Origin of the sequence: Pseudoalteromonas sp. MB41, assembly GCF_020966275.1 — a bacterium.
In the GTDB taxonomy this organism is placed as follows: Bacteria; Pseudomonadota; Gammaproteobacteria; order Enterobacterales; family Alteromonadaceae; genus Pseudoalteromonas; species Pseudoalteromonas lipolytica.
In genome coordinates, this window is the sequence record NZ_JAJJZF010000001.1 from 683,751 (window position 1) to 703,182 (window position 19,432).

The 19,432-nt window shown below is 42.3% G+C and carries 21 protein-coding genes; 4 read left to right on the top strand and 17 right to left on the bottom strand.

The features are described from left to right. Positions 1–8: 8 nt before the first annotated feature. Positions 9–335 (top strand): hypothetical protein, encoded by a 327-nt coding sequence (locus tag LPA49_RS03050; RefSeq protein ID WP_074989036.1) that lies wholly within the window; start codon positions 9–11, stop codon positions 333–335. Between the two features lie 71 nt (positions 336–406). On the opposite strand, the gene pdxJ is transcribed toward LPA49_RS03050, so the two are convergent. The 10 genes from pdxJ to rpoE all read right to left on the bottom strand — a co-directional run bounded on the left by pdxJ (position 407) and on the right by rpoE (position 8,931). Continuing rightward, positions 407–1,138: a pyridoxine 5'-phosphate synthase gene (gene pdxJ / locus LPA49_RS03055; RefSeq protein ID WP_036966619.1), complete on the bottom strand. Its 732-nt coding sequence runs from the start codon at positions 1,136–1,138 to the stop codon at positions 407–409. A gap of 43 nt (positions 1,139–1,181) precedes the next feature. Further along, entirely contained in the window at positions 1,182–1,868 is a 687-nt protein-coding gene (gene recO / locus LPA49_RS03060) for a DNA repair protein RecO (protein ID WP_036966616.1), read from the bottom strand. 17 nt (positions 1,869–1,885) lie between these two features. After that, positions 1,886–2,818 (bottom strand): GTPase Era, encoded by a 933-nt coding sequence (gene era / locus LPA49_RS03065; RefSeq protein WP_036966614.1) that lies wholly within the window; start codon positions 2,816–2,818, stop codon positions 1,886–1,888. Further along, positions 2,808–3,485 (bottom strand): ribonuclease III, encoded by a 678-nt coding sequence (gene rnc / locus LPA49_RS03070; RefSeq protein ID WP_036966612.1) that lies wholly within the window; start codon positions 3,483–3,485, stop codon positions 2,808–2,810. The genes era and rnc overlap by 11 nt, the downstream gene beginning before the upstream one ends. 2 nt (positions 3,486–3,487) lie before the next feature. Further along, on the bottom strand, positions 3,488–4,423 hold the full coding sequence (gene lepB / locus LPA49_RS03075; RefSeq protein WP_036966610.1) for a signal peptidase I: 936 nt from the start codon (positions 4,421–4,423) through the stop codon (positions 3,488–3,490). A gap of 26 nt (positions 4,424–4,449) precedes the next feature. Continuing rightward, entirely contained in the window at positions 4,450–6,237 is a 1,788-nt protein-coding gene (gene lepA, locus LPA49_RS03080; protein ID WP_036966608.1) for a translation elongation factor 4, read from the bottom strand. 70 nt (positions 6,238–6,307) lie between these two features. Then, positions 6,308–6,757: a SoxR reducing system RseC family protein gene (locus LPA49_RS03085; RefSeq protein WP_036966606.1), complete on the bottom strand. Its 450-nt coding sequence runs from the start codon at positions 6,755–6,757 to the stop codon at positions 6,308–6,310. A 3-nt stretch (positions 6,758–6,760) separates the two neighbouring features. Beyond that, a complete protein-coding gene (locus LPA49_RS03090; protein ID WP_036966604.1) occupies positions 6,761–7,717 on the bottom strand; it encodes a MucB/RseB C-terminal domain-containing protein in 957 nt (318 codons plus the stop codon). A gap of 4 nt (positions 7,718–7,721) precedes the next feature. Next, positions 7,722–8,348 (bottom strand): sigma-E factor negative regulatory protein, encoded by a 627-nt coding sequence (locus tag LPA49_RS03095; protein ID WP_036966603.1) that lies wholly within the window; start codon positions 8,346–8,348, stop codon positions 7,722–7,724. Between the two features lies 1 nt (position 8,349). Continuing rightward, the gene (gene rpoE, locus LPA49_RS03100; protein WP_036969086.1) at positions 8,350–8,931 is read right to left on the bottom strand and encodes an RNA polymerase sigma factor RpoE; all 582 of its coding nucleotides are present in this window, start codon (positions 8,929–8,931) and stop codon (positions 8,350–8,352) included. A 404-nt stretch (positions 8,932–9,335) separates the two neighbouring features. Between rpoE and nadB the strand changes: the two genes are divergently transcribed. Continuing rightward, the gene (gene nadB, locus LPA49_RS03105) at positions 9,336–10,958 is read left to right on the top strand and encodes an L-aspartate oxidase (RefSeq protein WP_036966601.1); all 1,623 of its coding nucleotides are present in this window, start codon (positions 9,336–9,338) and stop codon (positions 10,956–10,958) included. On the opposite strand, the gene LPA49_RS03110 is transcribed toward nadB, so the two are convergent. Both LPA49_RS03110 and LPA49_RS03115 read right to left on the bottom strand, forming a co-directional pair. After that, positions 10,927–11,340 carry a hypothetical protein gene (locus LPA49_RS03110; RefSeq protein WP_180311034.1) on the bottom strand — a complete coding sequence of 138 codons (414 nt, stop codon included), beginning with the start codon at positions 11,338–11,340 and terminating at the stop codon, positions 10,927–10,929. The two genes, nadB and LPA49_RS03110, sit on opposite strands and share 32 nt — an antisense overlap. Beyond that, entirely contained in the window at positions 11,333–11,584 is a 252-nt protein-coding gene (locus tag LPA49_RS03115; protein WP_036966599.1) for a succinate dehydrogenase assembly factor 2, read from the bottom strand. The genes LPA49_RS03110 and LPA49_RS03115 overlap by 8 nt, the downstream gene beginning before the upstream one ends. Positions 11,585–11,704: 120 nt before the next feature. Between LPA49_RS03115 and ygfZ the strand changes: the two genes are divergently transcribed. Together ygfZ and LPA49_RS03125 are read left to right on the top strand one after the other, a co-directional pair. Further along, entirely contained in the window at positions 11,705–12,616 is a 912-nt protein-coding gene (ygfZ, locus tag LPA49_RS03120) for a tRNA-modifying protein YgfZ (protein WP_065978643.1), read from the top strand. A gap of 12 nt (positions 12,617–12,628) precedes the next feature. Continuing rightward, the gene (locus tag LPA49_RS03125) at positions 12,629–13,114 is read left to right on the top strand and encodes a peptidylprolyl isomerase (protein WP_036966596.1); all 486 of its coding nucleotides are present in this window, start codon (positions 12,629–12,631) and stop codon (positions 13,112–13,114) included. Positions 13,115–13,169: 55 nt separating this feature from the next. Here LPA49_RS03125 and LPA49_RS03130 read toward each other — a convergent pair whose 3' ends face one another. The 5 genes from LPA49_RS03130 to LPA49_RS03150 form a co-directional block, all read right to left on the bottom strand. Next, the gene (locus LPA49_RS03130) at positions 13,170–13,652 is read right to left on the bottom strand and encodes a hypothetical protein (RefSeq protein WP_074989039.1); all 483 of its coding nucleotides are present in this window, start codon (positions 13,650–13,652) and stop codon (positions 13,170–13,172) included. A 14-nt stretch (positions 13,653–13,666) separates the two neighbouring features. Next, positions 13,667–14,509 (bottom strand): YdiY family protein, encoded by an 843-nt coding sequence (locus LPA49_RS03135; protein ID WP_118844560.1) that lies wholly within the window; start codon positions 14,507–14,509, stop codon positions 13,667–13,669. 11 nt (positions 14,510–14,520) lie between these two features. Then, complete coding sequence (locus LPA49_RS03140) at positions 14,521–14,841, bottom strand: HI1450 family dsDNA-mimic protein (RefSeq protein ID WP_036966590.1); 321 nt, start codon at positions 14,839–14,841, stop codon at positions 14,521–14,523. A 119-nt stretch (positions 14,842–14,960) separates the two neighbouring features. Beyond that, positions 14,961–18,074 (bottom strand): efflux RND transporter permease subunit, encoded by a 3,114-nt coding sequence (locus LPA49_RS03145; protein ID WP_180311035.1) that lies wholly within the window; start codon positions 18,072–18,074, stop codon positions 14,961–14,963. 9 nt (positions 18,075–18,083) lie between these two features. Continuing rightward, positions 18,084–19,283, bottom strand: coding sequence for an efflux RND transporter periplasmic adaptor subunit (locus LPA49_RS03150; protein WP_230235559.1), 1,200 nt, complete (start codon positions 19,281–19,283; stop codon positions 18,084–18,086). Positions 19,284–19,432 lie beyond the last annotated feature (149 nt).

Genomic DNA, 19,432 nt, shown 5'->3' on the forward strand with positions numbered 1-19,432 from the left:
AGCCTGCTTTGTATTTTATCTTACTTATTCTCTTTAGCGCTATTTCACTCACGTGGTTTTTCCTTCGCTATAAAAAACTAAGTAAAGAAGCTAATAACTACGTAAAAATCAATTACGCTGAGCAGTGGCAAACATACGAAAGTAAAGCCCGCTTAATGAGAGCAACACCCAACTCAATTGTGTTTCATTCAATTAAACAAGGCGAATTGTCGGCCATTAATGATGGTGTTTTAAAAAGCTTTAAGAAAAAGCATCAGTACATAGTCACTCTACTCTGTATTTCACCTTTGTTATCATCATTGCTTGCACAATTTATTGCGTATTTGATGAAATAAAAAGCGCGCTGGATACAACATCCACCGCGCTCTCAATTCAATACTTGCTTAAAAGTGCTTGAAGCTTATATTTACAAACGCGCCTCAATCATCAGGCGTTTCATATCACGTACTGCTTTGTCTAGACCATCAATCGCGGCACGCGCAATAATCGCATGACCAATGTTTAACTCGTAAATTTCTGGCATTGCAGCAATTGGTTTTACGTTGTGGTAGTGCAGGCCATGACCAGCATTTACAATTAAACCAAGACCGTGGGCGTATTGTACACCGCTGCGAATACGCTCAAGCTCTGTATGTAGCTCTTCGTCGTTTTCTGCATCTGCATACGCGCCAGTATGAATTTCTACATACGGTGCGTTACAGGCTTTAGCAGCATCAAGTTGCGCGTTATCAGCATCAATGAATAACGATACTTTAATACCCGCTGCCGTTAATTTTTCAGTCGCCGCTTTTACTTTTTCAAAGTTACCCACTACGTCTAGGCCGCCTTCTGTTGTTAGCTCTTCGCGTTTTTCAGGCACTAAACACACATAAGCGGGTTTTACTTCAAGCGCAATATCAATCATTTCATCAGTCACGGCAACCTCAAGATTCATACGCGTTTGAATGGTTTTAGCCATTACATACACGTCACGGTCTTGAATATGACGACGGTCTTCACGCAAATGAATGGTGATACCATCTGCACCGGCATGCTCTGCAACACTGGCTGCATGAGCAGGATCTGGGTAACTTGTGCCACGCGCTTGGCGTAAAGTGGCAATATGATCAACGTTTACACCAAGAAGAATATCTTTCATTTTTTTACCTGTTTAAAACAACGATTAACGGCTGCTATTCAGCCTACTTAATAAATAACTCACGACTTTTTAATGGCTTTTTACCGAGTAAAGGCTTGAGTAAGTAACGACTTAACTGCTTTGCCATATATAACACATCAGGCGCGCTGAAGTCATGGGCAGCAATGGCATTTAATTGCGCACCTGAAAAACCACTGTGCGGGTCGTCATGCAGCAAAAAGCCATATTCAGCAAAGTACTGGTAACTGGCACTGCCAATGATCTCATCACCGTGCGCGTCGACACTAAAATCAACCCCATAACCGAGCAATTCGAGTAACTGAAATTCATACGAACGTAACACTGCTTGCAAGTGTTGAGTACCCGATAAATCACTCAAGTGCTGTTTATACAAATGGTAAACACTTTCCATGGGTTCATTGATAGGTACGATACGATTGGTTAATTCGTTTAAATAAAATCCACAATACAACTCATTCCCCGTGAGCATGGTTTGCGTGCCATGGGGTTCAAAACGATTAATGTATTTTAAATCTGATTTACCGCTGTATTGTACCAGCAGTGATTGGAAAGGTTGCAGTTGTGCTTTATGTTTAGTGGCCTGGCGACCACTAATTCGGGCCAGCATTCTAAGCTGACCCACGCCTTCTACCAGCATATCAAGCATTACTTGTGAGTCACTAAATGGACGTCGGTGCAACAAGTATGCTGTGTAGAAATCGCTATCCATGGCGTCTCAAGCTAAGCTTAATCTTCACCATAGCCTAAGCTGCGTAGCGCACGCTCATCATCAGCCCAGCCAGACTTCACTTTAACCCAAAGTTCTAAAAATACTTTGTTATCAAGCATCTCTTCAAGGTCTTTACGTGCTTCACGGCCAATAACTTTTAGCTTTTCGCCTTTATTGCCAATAACCATGCGTTTTTGCGTTTCACGCTCAACTAAGATCAGGCCATTAATTTGCCACACGCCGTTATCGAGCCATTTAAACTGCTCTATTTCAACGGTAACAGAATACGGTAATTCATCACCCATAAAACGCATTAGCTTTTCACGGATAACCTCTGCCGACATAAAACGCATCGAACGGTCTGTCACATAATCTTCAGGGAAGTAAAACTCACACAGCGGAAGACGCTTGGTTACTTCTGCTTTTATAAGCTCAATGTTTTTACCCTGTTTTGCTGAGACAGGAATAATGCCAACAAAATCAAATTTATTGCCTAAAAACTGCATGTGCGGAAGCACTAAGTCGCGGTCTTTTACTTGGTCAATTTTATTCATAACCAATAACACTGGACGACCACTTTGACGGACTTTATTCAGTACCATCTCGTCATCTTCATTCCAGTGAGTGCCTTCAACCACAAAAATAATCAGCTCTACATCACCAATCGAACTGGATGCAGCACGGTTCATTAAACGGTTAATGGCACGCTTTTCTTCAACATGTAGACCCGGTGTATCAACGTAGACTGCTTGGTATTTACCTTCAGTATGAATACCCATAATACGGTGACGCGTGGTCTGTGGTTTGCGCGAGGTAATACTCACCTTTTGCTCAACAATGTAGTTAAGTAAGGTCGATTTACCCACATTTGGACGACCAACAATGGCCACCATCCCACAGTGCGTATCAAGCTCTGCAGGTTCTTTGCTAATTAAATCATCAAGATTCATTTTTAAGTATCTTTAAGGCTTTTTCAGCAGCTTTTTGCTCGGCTTTACGACGCGAGCTCCCTACTGAGATAATGCTATCCATCCCTTCAACAATACATTCAACCGTGAATGTTTGATTGTGCGCTTGGCCTTTTGTATCAATGACAGTGTAGCCCGGTAACGATAATTTGCGCGCTTGTAAGTACTCTTGAAGTAATGTTTTTGGATCTTTTTGGTTTAAGCCAGGAGAAATTGCATCAAGGCGTGATTCATACCAATTTAAGATTAACTCACCACATTGTTCAATGCTTGAGTCTAGGAACACGGCACCAATAATGGCTTCTACTGCATCGGCAAGAGTCGATTCACGACGGAAGCCACCACTTTTCAGCTCGCCAGGCCCTAAGCGTAAGTAATCGCCCAGACCAAATTCAAGGCCAAACTCAGCCAGTGTTTGACCACGTACTAAGGTTGAGCGCATGCGGCTTAAGTCGCCTTCACGTGCTTTTGGAAATTTAGTATAAAGCGCATTCGCAATCACGAAGCTCAAAATCGAATCGCCTAAAAACTCTAAACGCTCGTTATGTTGACCTTTGTGGCTGCGGTGCGTCATTGCCTGTTCAAGCAAAGCTTGATCAGTAAATGTATAACCTATTTTGTTGTATAACTCTGTTACGTTTTTTTTCATCGTTACTGAATATTACCTAGGCGTTCAAAACGAACACCAGTTGGAACCCAGCCTGGTAAAAAGTCATCTGGGCCATTTTCAAATTCAAAACTCATCCATATAAAGACGGCTTTACCTACCAAGTTTTCTTTTGGCACAAAGCCCCAAAAGCGACTGTCTTGGCTGTTATCACGGTTATCACCCATCATAAAATAATGATCGGCAGGAACAACCCACTCGTCAGAGCGTGTACCCGGTTGTTGATAATAACGGCCTTTCATTTCAAGCGCCTCTGGGTTAATCAAAATGTTGTGATTCAATGGGCTTAGGTTTTCTTCTAAACGCACTAAATTCATTGACCCTTGCTTGAACTCGTCACTATTGAGAATTTCCATATCTATTTTATTGTATTCATTACACAGCAAATCACCTTGCTGTTCGACACCTTCTTCACATTTTGGCTGAATATAAAGGTGTTTATTGCGATAAACAATTTTATCGCCAGGTAAACCAATGGCACGTTTAATGTAATCAATACGCTCATCTAATGGGTATTTAAATACCACAATATCACCGCGTTCTGGCTCATCCACATCCACTAGTTGGGTGCGCCAAATTGGGTCTTTAATGCCGTATGAGTACTTTTGTACCAAAATAAAGTCACCAACAAGTAATGTTGGCATCATTGAGCCTGATGGAATTTGAAACGGTTCAAAAATAAATGAACGGAAAATAGTAATAGCCGCAATCATCGGAAAGATTGATTTAGCCGTTTCAGTAATACTTGGCTCTGGTGCAATTAATGCAGCGGTTTCTTCGTCTAATTCACCACCCGCCGCGTTTTGAGCAAGGGCGATACGCTGTTGACGTTTAGGCGCAAACATAAAGTGGTCAATTAACCAAATTAAGCCTGAGCCTAGTGTTAACAACACTAAAAAAATCGAAAAGTAACCCGCCATGCATTAATTCCTTTATTTACTTCTAATTATTTACCAACTTTGAGGATAGCTAAGAATGCATCTTGCGGTACTTCAACGTTACCTAGTTGCTTCATTCGCTTTTTACCTTCTTTTTGCTTCTGAAGAAGCTTTTTCTTACGGCTCACGTCACCACCGTAACATTTTGCAATTACGTTTTTACGTAATTGTTTAACCGTTGTACGCGCTATAACATGCTGACCAATTGCCGCTTGAATTGCAATATCAAATTGTTGACGCGGAATTAGCTCTCTAAGCGCTTCAGCTAACTGACGACCACGCGATTGTGCAATATCACGGTGTACAATAATAGCTAATGCATCTACACGTTCACCATTAATAAGTACGTCAACACGTACCATGTCTGATGCTTGGAAATGCTTAAAGTTATAATCAAGCGAAGCAAAACCGCGGCTTGTTGATTTTAACTTATCAAAGAAATCCATAACCACTTCAGCCATCGGTAATTCATACGTTACCGCAACTTGCTTGCCGTGATAGTTCATTTTAGTTTGTACACCACGCTTTTCAACACAAAGCGTAATAACGTTACCTAAAAACTCTTGCGGAACTAATATGTTAGCTTCAACAATTGGCTCACGGATTTCAAGAATGTTGTTTACCGGCGGAAGATCAGATGGATTATCAATCTGTTTAACGCCCTCTTTGGTTTCTACTTCGTAGATTACCGTAGGTGCCGTAGTAATAAGATCAATGTCGTATTCACGCTCAAGACGCTCTTGAATAATCTCCATGTGTAGCATACCTAAGAAGCCACAACGGAAACCAAAACCAAGTGCAGTTGAGTTTTCTGGTTCGAAGAATAACGATGCATCGTTCAAGCTAAGTTTATCTAGCGCATCACGGAATGATTCATAATCATCCGATGAAATTGGGAACATACCCGCGTAAACCTGTGGTTTAATGCGTTGGAAACCCGGTAGACGCTCTGGTGCAGAGTTGCGCTGTAACGTAATTGTATCGCCAACAGGTGCACCATGAATCTCTTTAATACCAGCAATAACAAAGCCTACTTCACCGGTTTTTAATAAACCTGTGTTAGTTTGTTTTGGAGTAAAAATACCCACTTTATCTGCAATATGAACTTGTTCGTTCGACATGATCTTAATTTTATCGCCCGCGCGTAATTCACCGTGTTTAATACGCACAAGTGACACAACGCCTTGGTATGGGTCAAACCATGAATCAATAATAAGCGCTTGTAATGGCTTATCTTTGTCGCCAACTGGTGGCGGAATATCTTTAACAATAACTTCGAGTACGTCTTCAATACCCACGCCTGTTTTTGCACTACAACGCACGGCTTCAAGCGCATCAATACCAATAATGTCTTCGATTTCTTCTGCAACACGAAGTGGGTCCGCTTGCGGTAAGTCGATTTTATTCAGTACTGGAATAACTTCTAAATCCATTTCAATTGCTGTGTAGCAGTTAGCAAGTGTTTGCGCTTCTACACCTTGACCAGCATCAACAACTAAAAGCGCACCTTCACAGGCAGCAAGCGAACGTGATACTTCGTAAGTGAAGTCAACGTGTCCTGGTGTGTCGATAAAGTTTAATTGGTAGGTCTCGCCATCTTTGGCTGTATAATTAAGTGTTACACTTTGCGCTTTGATGGTAATACCACGCTCACGCTCGATGTCCATTGAGTCTAACACCTGCTGCTGCATTTCACGGTCTGTTAAACCACCACAAACTTGGATAAGACGGTCAGAGAGAGTCGATTTACCATGGTCGATATGGGCGATGATCGAAAAATTACGGATATGCTTCATAAACTGGATTCTAAACTTCTATATAAAATGGACTAAGTGTATAAAGCGGCAATTTTACATTTAATTGGCTTTAATCACCATCTATTTGAGTGAAAGGAATAGTAATTGGGTGAATTTTTATTACTTTAATATCATGTTTTAGGCTCTTAACCCTTGATTTAGCTATCGCATAGCCAGTTAAGCCCCCTAATACAGCAGCTAAAATTTGCCAGCCTTCAGCAAGCGAAAACACTGAAAAAGCAGCCAAAGCAAACCCTAAACTAAATAATAACGGCAACATGTACACGGCCATTGCGTGTTTTACAAGGTGGCTATCGTCTAGTGCTAAGGTGACTTTTTGTCCGACTTTTAGCTCACTGTCGAAAGTGTATGGGAATGTTTTTTTGGCAGTACCAAATAACTTGGCAAAGATTTGCGAGCCACAACGGCCATTGCATCCTGCGCAGGCTTGTTTTTGCTCGGCTTCTAAATCGGCTGTCGTGCCTTTTACCGACACGACAGTGAGTGTTTGTTCTATCATTATTTAAAGAGGTCGCGCTACCGACTCTGCAATGGCTTTGGCTGTCATAGCGGGGATATTACCAACAACCGACACGTCAAAGCTACCACCATTGTGAACATACACGGTTGTCGCACCCGATGACAGCGCCCCACTGGGTCGTTTACCAGGCAGTGGTCTTTGTACGAACACAGAAACCTCAACAAAACCATCAGAGTACAAGTAGTAATCGGTTAGTTCGTTATTTAAATCTAACTTGTGACGGTCTGACTTTAATAATTTAAAGCCTGCTGGCAACCAGCCAATTTTCCAATTATTAACCGCACTGCCTGTGCTTTCGTTATCAATTTCACTGACCGGAAGCGGAGGAGGAAAATCACGATTTTGCATTTCTAACAGCATCTGTGCAGGTTGCTCTGTTACACTAATGTGGGTCAACTGTAATTGCTCAAGCATTTCACCTTTGTGGTTCACATACGCTGATTTCAATAACAGTGATGATTCTAAATCTAACCATATCCAATAATTGAATTTGTACTCATCTTTTGACTCAATACGCACAAGCTGCGCTGAGCGCCCTGCTATACGACCTTTTCCGCCTAGTACAAAATCGTACTGCGCACTTAAACGCTCTATATCTTTAAAAAGTACTTCAGGAATAGGCCCTGCAATTGAATCAGTTTGCACAGAATATGGCTCTGAATGGGGCTCAAAATAAGTCACTTGATCGTTTACGCGAGCCATTTCAAGCCCTGCGCCATTCAGTAAACTTAAATGTTCAAGCTCTACATTACCTTGCTTGGCATGCAGCCAGCGATAAGGTTCCATTGCTTGGCCTTTAACGACGACAAACGATGCGTCGAAATTGCGGGTATGAACGGCTTCAGCCATATCGAGTAATAATGCTTTGGCGGGGTTTTCGTCGCTGGCAAAAGCGGGAGCTATTAACACCAGCGACAAAATAAAAGTAAACACTTTCATTTAATTAGTTTTTTTCCTCATCTGCGTTAGCCGCAGTTTGTGACTTTTCAAGCGAATATGCAACACGTGCTTGACGTTGGTGTTCAAGTACAAGCGCACCAATACGTTGCTGTTGTAATTCGCGTAAACCTTGTTGGGCATTTTCAAGTGCAGGTTGCTCAGATGAGTAACTGACAGGTGATGCCACACCGGTTAGTGGTGTTGTTTGTAATAAAGGAATTTCGCTCTGCGGTGATTCGCTGTTTTGCGGCAGTGTTTGTACACCAACAATCGCAAACATAGCCACACTTGCAGCAATCGCTACTTGGGCAAAGGGTCGACGCCAATTAAATGCAACGACATTGTCGGTGCCTGTTGCCGCCACGATTTCTTCGCTTTTTGGTGCCGTTGTTTTATTCGCGAAATCTGCGTACACAGGTTCATGTTCGAGTGCATCTGCCACTGCATCAGCAATGTCAAAATTGAAGGCGCTGTTATTTGCCTCAGCACGCATTACGTCACCGATCATTGCATAACGACCAAATGTTGTTACATCGTCGTTTGTAATCGCTTCATCAGTTAACTGCTGCTCGCCGTCAAGTAATGCGGATAACTGCTCATTATCCAACTTGTTAACGTCTGCTTTTGTCATACTAAGACTCACCTATTAATGGATTTAATTTATTGTCAATCGCTTCACGGGCACGGAAAATACGCGAACGTACCGTCCCCACGGGGCAATCCATAACCACGGCTATTTCTTCATAGCTCATACCTTCGATTTCACGAAGGGTAATCGCAGTTTTAAGATCTTCAGGCAAACTATCAATCGTATTAAAAATTACAGCACGTACTTCGTCACTTAATAACAGGTTTTCTGGCGATGCGTTTGAACGCATTGCGTCTGCACTGTCATAAAATTCTGCTTCTTCGGCATCAACATCGTTAGCTGGCGGCTTACGCCCCTGAGCAACTAAGTAATTTTTAGCACAATTTACGGCGATACGGTACAACCAAGTATAAAAGGCGCTATCACCTCTAAAGTTAGGCAAAGCACGATAAGCTTTAATAAAGGCTTCTTGTGCGACATCAGCAACATCACCTTGGTTTGAAACATAACGTGAGATCAAACCTGCAATTTTATTCTGATATTTTCTAACTAATAGGTTGAAGGCGTTTTTATCTCCTTGCTGGACCCTTTTTACTAGCGCTAAATCCAAATCCTGCTCGCTCATTCGAGCCGGTACTCCTCTGTTTGATTCTTGCTTGCTATTCATATACTCGCCATTGTTTACACAAACTATGACTGCACCATGAATATAAAAGTTCAGTTTAAAATAATTTTTTTATAAAATAGCACGCAAATAATGTGAGTTATACCAATCTTATTACTCGACAATCCTAGTAACTGCTGATAATTCAACGGTTATCTCTATTCATAGTCAGTTTGATTCACAATGCTAAACAGTTAAAAATTCGCTGTTTAAGTGACGATAAACCTAATAATATTGGTATAACGTATTAAAATGACTAATAGTGTTACGGCAAATATGGTACATATACGTATATCATATACAATTTTTTTTGCTCATACTTTTAGCACTATTTCCAGAGCATTGTAACTGCAAAGACCACAGACATGAACCAAAATAAACATCACATTACTGATGTCGCTATTATCGGCAGCGGCGCCGCTGGCCTCTCGCTTGCTTTATCACTTGCTAATCACTGTAACGTCACCGTGCTTAGCAAAGGCGCATTAACTGAAGGCTCTACTTTATATGCACAAGGTGGTATTGCCGCGGTTTTTGATAAAAAAAATGACAGTATTGAGTCACATGTTCAAGATACGCTCGATGCTGGCGGTGGTTTATGTGACCGCGACGCTGTGCACTACACTGCCAGTAATGCCAAAAAATGTTTAAAATGGTTAATTGAGCAAGGTGTGCCTTTTGATATGGAGTTTGATTCAAAAGGCAAAGAACGTTTTCATTTAACGCGCGAAGGTGGTCACAGTCACCGCCGCATTTTGCATGCTGCCGATGCGACAGGTCGCGCCGTTCAAACTACGCTTATCAGCCAAGTGCAAGCCCACCCAAATATCACTTTATTAGAAAACTACAATGCCATTGATTTAATTGGTGATAAAAGCTTAGGCCGAAAAGGTAAACACATCCACGGTCTGTATGTGTGGAATTGTGAAGACAAAAAAGTAGAAACAATTGCAGCCAAGTTTGTTGCGCTGGCGACAGGCGGTGCGAGTAAAGTGTATTTATATACCTCTAACCCCGATGTATCGAGTGGCGATGGTATTGCCATGGCATGGCGAGCGGGCTGCCGTGTTGCCAATATGGAATTTAACCAATTCCACCCTACGAGCTTGTACCACCCTGAGCTGCAAAACTTTTTAATTACCGAAGCAATGCGTGGTGAAGGTGCGTACTTAAAACGCCCCGATGGCACACGCTTTATGAAAGACTTTGATGAACGTGAAGAACTGGCTCCCCGCGATATTGTTGCCCGCGCGATTGATTTTGAAATGAAACGCTTAGGCGCTAATTGTGTTTATTTAGATATTAGCCACAAAGATAAAGATTTTATTATTGAGCATTTCCCGACAATTTACGCAAAATGCTTAAGTGTTGGTTTAGATATCACCAAAGAAGCTATTCCTGTCGTCCCTGCAGCCCATTATACCTGTGGGGGTGTCATGACTGACTTTAATGGACGTACTGATTTAGATAACTTGTATGCAGTTGGTGAAGTTGCTTATACAGGTCTGCATGGTGCAAACCGAATGGCAAGCAACTCATTGCTCGAATGCATTGTTTTTGCCCACGCAGCAGCACAGGATATTCTGAGTAAAATTGATGCAAGTCCTGCACTTGAAACACTACCGCTGTGGGATGAAAGCCGCGTTACGAACTCTGACGAAGAAATTGTTATCACGCATAACTGGCATGAACTACGGTTATTTATGTGGGATTACGTTGGCATCGTGCGTTCAACTAAACGTTTAGAACGTGCATTGCATCGTGTTGAATTACTGCAACAAGAAATTCACGACTACTACGCTAACTTTAGAGTTTCTAACAACTTATTAGAGCTACGTAACTTAGTGCAAGTCGCTGAACTGATTATTCGCAGTGCGCTGGAACGTAAAGAAAGCCGAGGCTTGCATTACACCATTGATTACCCAGCGCAAAATGAAAACCCAACGCCTACGGTACTTACACCGAAGTCGGTTGCTGCACAGCAATAATTGCCCGTTTTAAGCGTGAAAAGCTTATCTCATCAACACTGGCTGCCGTTATAATCAGCCAGTGTGATTTATAAAATCCCGCTAGTTTTATAACCACAAAACTCGAAAAGATCTTACTCTTGGGGCTTATCGCACCTTGCATTTGCACACGATTATTTAAAAAACGAAGCTGTGACTGTTCTAAAATAATAGCGCCATGTGCTGGCTGTAATTGCGTTACTTTTTTATAGCTAATCACCCCAATAATAAAGCTTGAGACGAAAACAAGACATTGAGAAAAAAGTTGCTGATACGCAAAGCTAAGTATGATGGCTATAAAGCAAAAAAAGACCACAAAGGGTTTGTGGTCTGGTGTGTTCTGTTTAACGCTAAATCTATACACGAACTCGGTCTAAAATTAATGAGACCATGCTATTAAGCTCGGGATCTTTACACGTTTCGTGACCCATGAACCATGCAAACAAGTCTGGATCATCGCATTCTAGTAAGCGTTGAAATGTGGCATGTTGCTCTTTGCTTAACGAGTCAAACGCTTCTTCAACGAATGGCATAAATAAAACATCAAGTTCTAACATGCCACGACGGCATGCCCAACGAATACGTTCTTTACTGTGAATTTCAGTCATTTTAAACCTCGTACTTATTTGTCAGCAGTTTAACAAATTGCTATCGAATAAACAGCTATTTAAATTGCCACCCTAACTAAGTTATCATTAGCACTCATTTATATCGTAAAGAAGGTTTTTATGTCGACTGTTTACGCAAGTCCATTATCTCATACGCTTATCAGCCTGACTGGTAAAGATAAGTTGTCTTACCTTCACGGACAAATTACACAGGATATCAATAAGCTCACTAACGATACGTTCTTGTGGGCAGGTCACTGTAATGCCAAAGGTAAGCTTTGGGGCGTTTTTCGCTTGTTTACCTACCAAGACAGTTACTACCTTGTTGGTTCTAAAGCCGAAGTTGAGCAGTCTCTGGTTGAGTTAAAAAAATATGCGGTCTTTTCTGCTGTTGAAATAGAACCCTGTGAAAAGCCATTAATTGGTTTGATGGGTGATGACCTCTCAGAGGTGCTAGAGGCACTTAATATTCAATTTAATGATGAGCAAACGGCTGTCGATTTTGCCGACGGTAAAGCCCTTAAGCTTGCAGAAAACCGCGTGTTACTCATGGTCAATAGTGACTTTAGTTTACCCGAAAACGTTATTGCACTCGATAACGATGCCCAATGGCAACAAGCAGCGATTGCCGCGGGTGAGCCTTCACTTAACAGTGAGGCCATTGGCGAATATGTGCCACAAATGGTTAACCTACACGCGATTGGCGGTATCAGCTTTAGAAAAGGCTGTTACACAGGCCAAGAAACCGTTGCCCGTATGAAGTATCTTGGCAAAAACAAGCGCGCCATGTATATCGTTGCGGGTGAAGCAGATGGTTTACTCGATGAGCTTGAACTCGAAACACAAATGGGTGAAAACTGGCGTCGCGCTGGCAAGCTTATCAGTCAAAGTTATAATCAAGAAACGCGCACTTTAATGGGACTCGTTGTGTTACCGAATGACAATGAAACAGGCCAATTATTACGTGCTAAACACCTCCCTCAGGTTGAGCTATCGATTCAAGCTCTGCCTTACTCTCTCGAAGATGAATAAATAGGAATGACTATGATCGCAGCAGAAAACAAAGTGGTAAAAATGCATTATTCAGTATTGGATAATAACAAAAACACCATCGACAACTCGTTTGATGGTGAACCACTGGTGTTTATCGTTGGCACAGGTTACTTGATCCCAGGCCTAGAAAACGCACTACTAGGTAAAGAAGCTGGCGATACTTTCAGTGTTACCGTTGAACCAGACCAAGGCTATGGCGAGCGTCACGACGACTTAATGCAAGCGGTGCCTAAGTCAATGTTTGAAGGGATGGACATTGAAGTGGGTATGCAGTTTCGTGCAACAACCGATGCAGGCGATCAATCAGTGATGATCATCGATATCCAAGATGAAGAAGTGATTGTTGATGGTAATCACCCATTATCAGGGATTACTTTACACTTTGATGTTGAAGTACTTGAAGTACGTGATGCAACAGAAGAAGAGTTAGCACATGGTCATGTGCACGGTGAAGGCGGTTGTGGTCACAGCCACTAAACACCCGCAGTATAAAAAAGCGCCTGAGGCGCTTTTTTTATACCAATTCGCTTAATTAATCATCCACTTGCTCTGGTTCTGGTTTATGTTCCGGCTCTGGCTTAGATTCAGGTTCAGTTATGTGTGCCTGCAATGCCGCTAGCAAGCCTTCTTGGTCGTTGGTGCCTAAACGATAGTGAGTGCCATCTTTCATTGCTAATTCTACAGCTTTAAACCCTGATACACTGTAAACCCAGCCATCGTGAGTTATTCGTAAACCAATTCCATGGCGAAATGAATTACTGACCGCTCTGACTGATTCAATGTCGTCAAAGCTCACCGTTTTACCAAATACACCCGGCCCAAATGCCCAGCTCACTGTTTTATCGGTTACTTTAATAGTTAAGCTATGAAATAAAAAAGCCACTAACACTAAAATAGCGCAAAACCCCATTAATGGCACATCTGCGCCGATTAAGTTCCACGCCAAGGCAAGAAAACCACCTATCCAGCCCAAAACAACAAAAATGAACACTGCGTATTGCTTATGTTGATACATAAAGAATTCTCTAATTAGAAGCTATAAACAAAGGTCGCACTTAGCTCTGAGTCATACTTAAGCTTGTCTTCCTCTGGTTTTGAGTTGTAGCGATACATGTAGGTAAATTTAAGTGACACATCGCCCATAATCTTACTGATCAATGATGTTTCTGACTTTAATCGCGAGTTAAGACCTGACAAAGATTGCTCGTAACTCACATCTTGATTAAAGCGTGTGCGCTCTGAAACGGTACGCTCCCATTGCAACGCTAAACGAAGCAGATAACCGGTTTTTGTTTCGTCTTCTTCCGTTGCAATTTCTTGATCGGCAACTGAACGATAAAGGCCCGGCCCAACGTCTATATCGACTTTATTTTTACTGCCTTGATAAATACGATTGCCATACCCTGTTGCAACCGTACTCTTAAACTCAAGACCACTAAATTTATCTTCTTCGTAATCTCCGTAAATGAAAAAAGACTCATTTTTCACGTTCAGCTTATAGTTTCCTTGCCCCGAGACAAAAATACGATCTGCTGATACTTCTTCATCGCCGGTTTCTTCATTGCGATCGCGTTTGTAAAGCGTGTCTATTTTGAATTGATTACGCCACTTTTCAAAGTCTTGATAAAGGTTACCTTTGAACTTGAAACTCGTTGAATTGGTATTGCCTCTACTTACCATAAAACCGAACTCCATATCACCATATAGCATTTCGCCTTTATGGATTTTATGGATTTCTTCTTCTGACAACTGCCCGTATTCATGAAAATCTTCAAATGGATCAACAGCAATAGCCTGCCAACTGCTAAGCAGTAAGGCGGCTAAAAAAACACGTTTAATTGTACTAAGACAACAAAAAGTAGAGTCAAACATCGGCTGGAGAGTTATTCGCTATCTTTCCAGAGAATGTGGCAAAACGGTGCATCTTTATCTCGGCTAATTAAAATCTTGGCAAATAAAATATCTTGGTTATCAAACTCAAGCCCTACTAAGACTTGTACAAACAGCTCAGGTTCAATTTCTAATGCAACAAAATCTTGCCATTGATCGTCAGGCTCACTTTCTTCGATAAAACCTAACTCTTCTCTGTGCTCGTTAAAATCATTAATATCTTGTTCGCTTAAGTTATCGGGTGCTAACTCTAAAAAGATATCATACGCCTGATGTGTTACTTCTTCTTCACTATATAAGCGTGGACCAGCCATTCCTTAAACCCTCTGCACATGCAAACTGCGTTATTTTAGGTATGATAACAAACCTCTTTTCTGTTTTGCCAAAAAAAAAGCCAGGTTACCCTGACTTTTTTATCGTTAGTGTCTCTTTTTTAGTTTTCGACCCTTTGGCCTTTCACTTTTTCACGCATAGCTTGCACTAATGTATAAAATAGCGGAACAAGCAACGTGCCAAAAATAGTGGCCGCTAGCATACCAAAGAGCACAGTCACACCTAATGATATTCGGCTGCCTGCCCCTGCCCCACTCGCAAACACAAGCGGTAATACGCCAAGCACAAATGACAAGGCCGTCATTAATACCGCTCTAAAACGCAATTTTGCTGCGTTGAGTGCTGCCTCAACGATGCCTTTTCCGGCGGCACGCTCTTCCATCGCAAATTCAACAATTAATATGGCCGTTTTCGTCGACAGACCTATCAGCAACACTAAACCAACTTGCGCATAAATATTGTTTTCCATCCCAATCACGTACAGTGCAAGCATGGCACCAAACAAAGCTAAAGGAACAGCTGCAATAACTGAAAATGGAATAGTCCAGCTTTCGTACTGCGCAACTAAGAACAAGTAAACAAATACGACCGCTAAACCAAATAAAATTGGCGCGACGTTGCCCGCTTCAATTTCTTGCTTAGATTGCCCTGCCCACTCATACACGTACCCAGAGGGTAGCTTAGCGGCCAATTCTTGCATAACAGCAATCGCATCCCCACTTGAATACCCTTGCGCTGGCTGGCCACTGATACTGGCACTTCGGTACAAATTAAAGTGCGTTAAACTTGTCGGGCCAAGAATCGGTTCAAGTTTGGCCAGTGTTGTTAAAGGAACCATTACCCCTTCGTCGTTACGCACGTAATAGTACTGTAAGTCTGCGGGGTTTTGACGATACTGACTTTCGGCTTGCATTATGACCCGATACGTTCGGCTAAATTGATTAAAGTCATTAACGTACAAAGAACCTAGCTGTGCTTGCAGCGTTAAGAAGATATCACTCAACGCCACACCTTGTGCTTTGGCTTTATTACGGTCAATTTCTAAAAAGTACTGCGGAACATTTGCTCTGAATGTACTGTACACATTTGACAGTTCAGGCCGTTGATTAGCCTCGTATACTAAGCCGTTAAGCACCTGAGAAAGCGCAGCGGGTTCACGCCCTTCACTGTCTTGCAGTCTAAATTCAAAACCGGCACTGGTGCCAAGCCCCGGTATTGATGGCGGGTTAAATGCCATTATCTGTGCGTCTGGCATCGCCCAAAACTGCCCCATCAAACGACCTAACACCGCTCGCAGACCTAAATTAGCGTCTGTGCGCTCTTCCCAATCTTTTAGTACCACAATACCCAAGGCATTATTTGAACCTGCACCGCCTAATAATGAAAAACCTGAAACGGCGATAAAATCAGTTGCTGCGGGTTCATTTTTAATAATATCACCCAATTTATGCATGACTTCTTTGGTGCGGTTACTTGCCGCAGCATCTGGCAGTTGCACATCAACAAATAGAAAACCTTGGTCTTCGGCTGGCACGAATCCGGTGGGGACTGTTTTAACTAACCATCCCGCGGCCGCAAAAATGATAACCGCAAACAGCGCCATTCGTGCGCTACGCTTTAGAATAAAGTTAACGACTTTACTGTAGCCACTGGTCGAGCGCGTAATAATATTTTCAAATGGGGCTAGCCACTTAATCGGTTTCATCGCTTTTTCATTCAGTAATAGCGTACAAAGCGCCGGACTCAAGGTTAATGCATTCACCGAGGAAATTAGCACTGCAAATGAAATAGTCACCGAGAACTGTTTATATAACTCTCCGGTGATGCCAGGCATAAATCCAACCGGTACAAACACCGCTAGCAACACCAGTGTGGTTGCAACAATAGGCCCAGACACTTGTTCCATTGCTTTAGTAACGGCTTCTTTTATTGGTAGTTTCTCTTCTTTTAAAATACGCTCAACATTTTCTATAACGATAATCGCATCATCCACCACAATACCGATTGCCAGTACTAAACCAAATAAGGTGATTAAGTTGATGGAGTAATCCATCATCATCATAAAAGCAAACGTCCCCACCAAAGACACCGGAATAGCAACAGTGGGAATCAGGGTTGCGCGCCAATTTTGTAAAAACAAAAATACCACTAAAATAACCAAACCAACCGCTTGTAAAAGGGTTACCACTACTTCTTCAATAGAACGGTTAATGAATTCGGTTGTATCGTAAGGAATAGAATACTCGATGCCATCGGGTAACTGCTTTGCCAGCTCAGCCATACGGGCTTTAACATCCTCTGCAACCTGCGTGGCATTGGCTTCTGTTAACTGATAAATAACGATAAATGCTGTATCTTGCTGATTCAATTTAGCGGAGGTGCTGTAGCTTGCCGCCCCCATTTCGATACGGGCAATATCATGTAAACGAACAAAGTTACCGTCTTTACTCGAACGAATAATGGTTTGGCCAAATTCCTCTGGGGTTTTTAAGCGCCCTTTTGCTTGAATCGAATATTCAAATTGCTGACTGGGCCCCGTAGGAGCCGCGCCTAACTTACCTGCTGCAACAATGGTATTTTGCTCTTGCAATGCGCTTCGAACATCGGCCACCGTTAAGCCTAATGATGCCATTCGATCTGGGCGAAGCCATAAACGCATCGAATAGGTTTGCTCACCCATCACCTCCGCAGAGGCAACCCCATTAATACGACCAAGTGGCTCCGTTAAATAGTTTGTTGCATAGTTACTTAGAAAAATAGCGTCGATATTATCTTTACTCGAGTAAAGGTTAATCCCTAACAACATAGAGCTCGACTTTTTCTTAACCGATACCCCTTGGCGCTTAACTTCCTCAGGTAATCCTGCTTCAGCAAGCGCAACACGGTTTTGCACGTTCACTTGTGCTATGTCTGTGTCGGTACCAACCTTAAAATAAACAGTAATATTTGCCGTGCCGTTATTTGTCGAAGTCGATTCTATGTACATCATGTCTTCAACCCCATTGACTTGCTCTTCAATGGGCCTGATCACCGACTCTTCCACTATTTGAGCACTGGCTCCGGGGTAACTTGTCGAAATTTGTACTTGCGGTGGCGTGATCTGCGGGTACATATTCACCGGCAATAATGTCATTGAGATTAAACCCGCAATCGTAATGACTATCGATATTACCAGCGCAAATTTAGGGCGAGATATAAACGTTTTACTAATCATCTCTGCCCCCTAAGAGTTGGCTTTGCTAGTAATAGTGCCCGTTGTTGCATCAACATTTTTTTCAACGGCTTTGACTTCTGCACCTTGGCGGACTTTTTGTAAGCCTTCAATAATCACCTTTTCGCCTGCTTCAAGGCCTGACTCAACCACCCACATCGCGTTAATACGGCGACCAAGTTTCACAACGCGCATCGATACTGTGTTTTCATCATTAACAACAAGTACAAACTTACCTTGTTGATTTTCTTGTACTGCAACTTGTGGAATCAAGGCTAATTCTTTTTTGTTGGTGCTCTCGACTATTAATGTAACAAACAAGCCAGGCATAACCATGCCGTCGGGGTTGTCGAACGAAGCCCTTAATTCAACGGTCCCCGTGTTTCGATTTATTTTAGTATCCGCAAAATCAAGGACTCCCTTGCCTGGAAAAACGGAGTTATTTGGTAATCGTAAACTTAAATCAATAGGTACATCACGTGGGTCGCGATCTGGGGTTTGATGTTGCTGTCGGTAGCTTATGTAGTCAGCCTCTTCAACTTGAAAGCTCACATAAATGGGGTCTACATCAGTCAGCTCTGCCAGTTCATTCGATGAGGGCCCAATAATGTTGCCCACATCGTAGTTCACTTTACCTATACGACCCGCGAATGGGGCTCGAATTTCAGTGTAGCTTAAATTCAACTTTGCCTTTTCAAGCTCAGCTTCGGCCGCTTTCACCGCGGCTGTCGCTTGTTCAAAGTTAGTTAATAACTTGTCTAAATCGGACTGCGAAATAAACCCTTGAGAGGCAACATCTCGACCCCGTTTTAAGTCTCTTTGAGCAGCACTTGCAGCAGCCTTTTTACTTTTAAGATCGGCTTCAACCTCGGCCACCGTGGAGCGGTATTCAGACGGGTCTATACGCAATAATAACTGATCTTTTTCAACCGCAGATCCTTCGTCAAAGTGACGCTCAATGAGCTCCCCCTCAACACGGGCTCTAATTTTAACTTCTTGAAACGCTTCAGTGCGGGCGACAAACTCTCGATAATCTCCGACTTCTTGGGTAACAACATTAAAAACAGATACCGCCGGTGGCGGCGTAGCCTGTTTCGTTGATTTATCATCGGAACAGCCTACTAAAGCCGAGCTAAAAGCCACGGTAAATAAGGCGGTTGTTATAAAAGATGATGATTGATTCTTTATGCGAGCTGTTTTGCGCATCAGCATATGTATACTCCTTGTAGCGCGACTTAACGCTAAGTCTAGTCGTGTCGTGGTATTTTGCGAAAGTTTGAGCCAGTATCTTACCGATAGCAAAATTGAGCTAGTTGAAAACCTGCTTCTTTGTTTTAAAAATATACATCAATTTGTAATCA

What these genes read in the sequence shown, in the direction of transcription:
- pdxJ (WP_036966619.1), bottom strand. Translation starts at nt 1,138, where the DNA reads ATGAAAGATATTCTTCTTGGTGTAAACGTTGATCATATTGCCACTTTA.
- recO (WP_036966616.1), bottom strand. Translation starts at nt 1,868, where the DNA reads ATGGATAGCGATTTCTACACAGCATACTTGTTGCACCGACGTCCATTT.
- era (WP_036966614.1), bottom strand. Translation starts at nt 2,818, where the DNA reads ATGAATCTTGATGATTTAATTAGCAAAGAACCTGCAGAGCTTGATACG.
- rnc (WP_036966612.1), bottom strand. Translation starts at nt 3,485, where the DNA reads ATGAAAAAAAACGTAACAGAGTTATACAACAAAATAGGTTATACATTT.
- lepB (WP_036966610.1), bottom strand. Translation starts at nt 4,423, where the DNA reads ATGGCGGGTTACTTTTCGATTTTTTTAGTGTTGTTAACACTAGGCTCA.
- lepA (WP_036966608.1), bottom strand. Translation starts at nt 6,237, where the DNA reads ATGAAGCATATCCGTAATTTTTCGATCATCGCCCATATCGACCATGGT.
- LPA49_RS03085 (WP_036966606.1), bottom strand. Translation starts at nt 6,757, where the DNA reads ATGATAGAACAAACACTCACTGTCGTGTCGGTAAAAGGCACGACAGCC.
- LPA49_RS03090 (WP_036966604.1), bottom strand. Translation starts at nt 7,717, where the DNA reads ATGAAAGTGTTTACTTTTATTTTGTCGCTGGTGTTAATAGCTCCCGCT.
- LPA49_RS03095 (WP_036966603.1), bottom strand. Translation starts at nt 8,348, where the DNA reads ATGACAAAAGCAGACGTTAACAAGTTGGATAATGAGCAGTTATCCGCA.
- rpoE (WP_036969086.1), bottom strand. Translation starts at nt 8,931, where the DNA reads ATGAGCGAGCAGGATTTGGATTTAGCGCTAGTAAAAAGGGTCCAGCAA.
- nadB (WP_036966601.1), top strand. Translation starts at nt 9,336, where the DNA reads ATGAACCAAAATAAACATCACATTACTGATGTCGCTATTATCGGCAGC.
- LPA49_RS03115 (WP_036966599.1), bottom strand. Translation starts at nt 11,584, where the DNA reads ATGACTGAAATTCACAGTAAAGAACGTATTCGTTGGGCATGCCGTCGT.
- ygfZ (WP_065978643.1), top strand. Translation starts at nt 11,705, where the DNA reads ATGTCGACTGTTTACGCAAGTCCATTATCTCATACGCTTATCAGCCTG.
- LPA49_RS03125 (WP_036966596.1), top strand. Translation starts at nt 12,629, where the DNA reads ATGATCGCAGCAGAAAACAAAGTGGTAAAAATGCATTATTCAGTATTG.
- LPA49_RS03130 (WP_074989039.1), bottom strand. Translation starts at nt 13,652, where the DNA reads ATGTATCAACATAAGCAATACGCAGTGTTCATTTTTGTTGTTTTGGGC.
- LPA49_RS03135 (WP_118844560.1), bottom strand. Translation starts at nt 14,509, where the DNA reads ATGTTTGACTCTACTTTTTGTTGTCTTAGTACAATTAAACGTGTTTTT.
- LPA49_RS03140 (WP_036966590.1), bottom strand. Translation starts at nt 14,841, where the DNA reads ATGGCTGGTCCACGCTTATATAGTGAAGAAGAAGTAACACATCAGGCG.
- LPA49_RS03145 (WP_180311035.1), bottom strand. Translation starts at nt 18,074, where the DNA reads ATGATTAGTAAAACGTTTATATCTCGCCCTAAATTTGCGCTGGTAATA.
- LPA49_RS03150 (WP_230235559.1), bottom strand. Translation starts at nt 19,283, where the DNA reads ATGCTGATGCGCAAAACAGCTCGCATAAAGAATCAATCATCATCTTTT.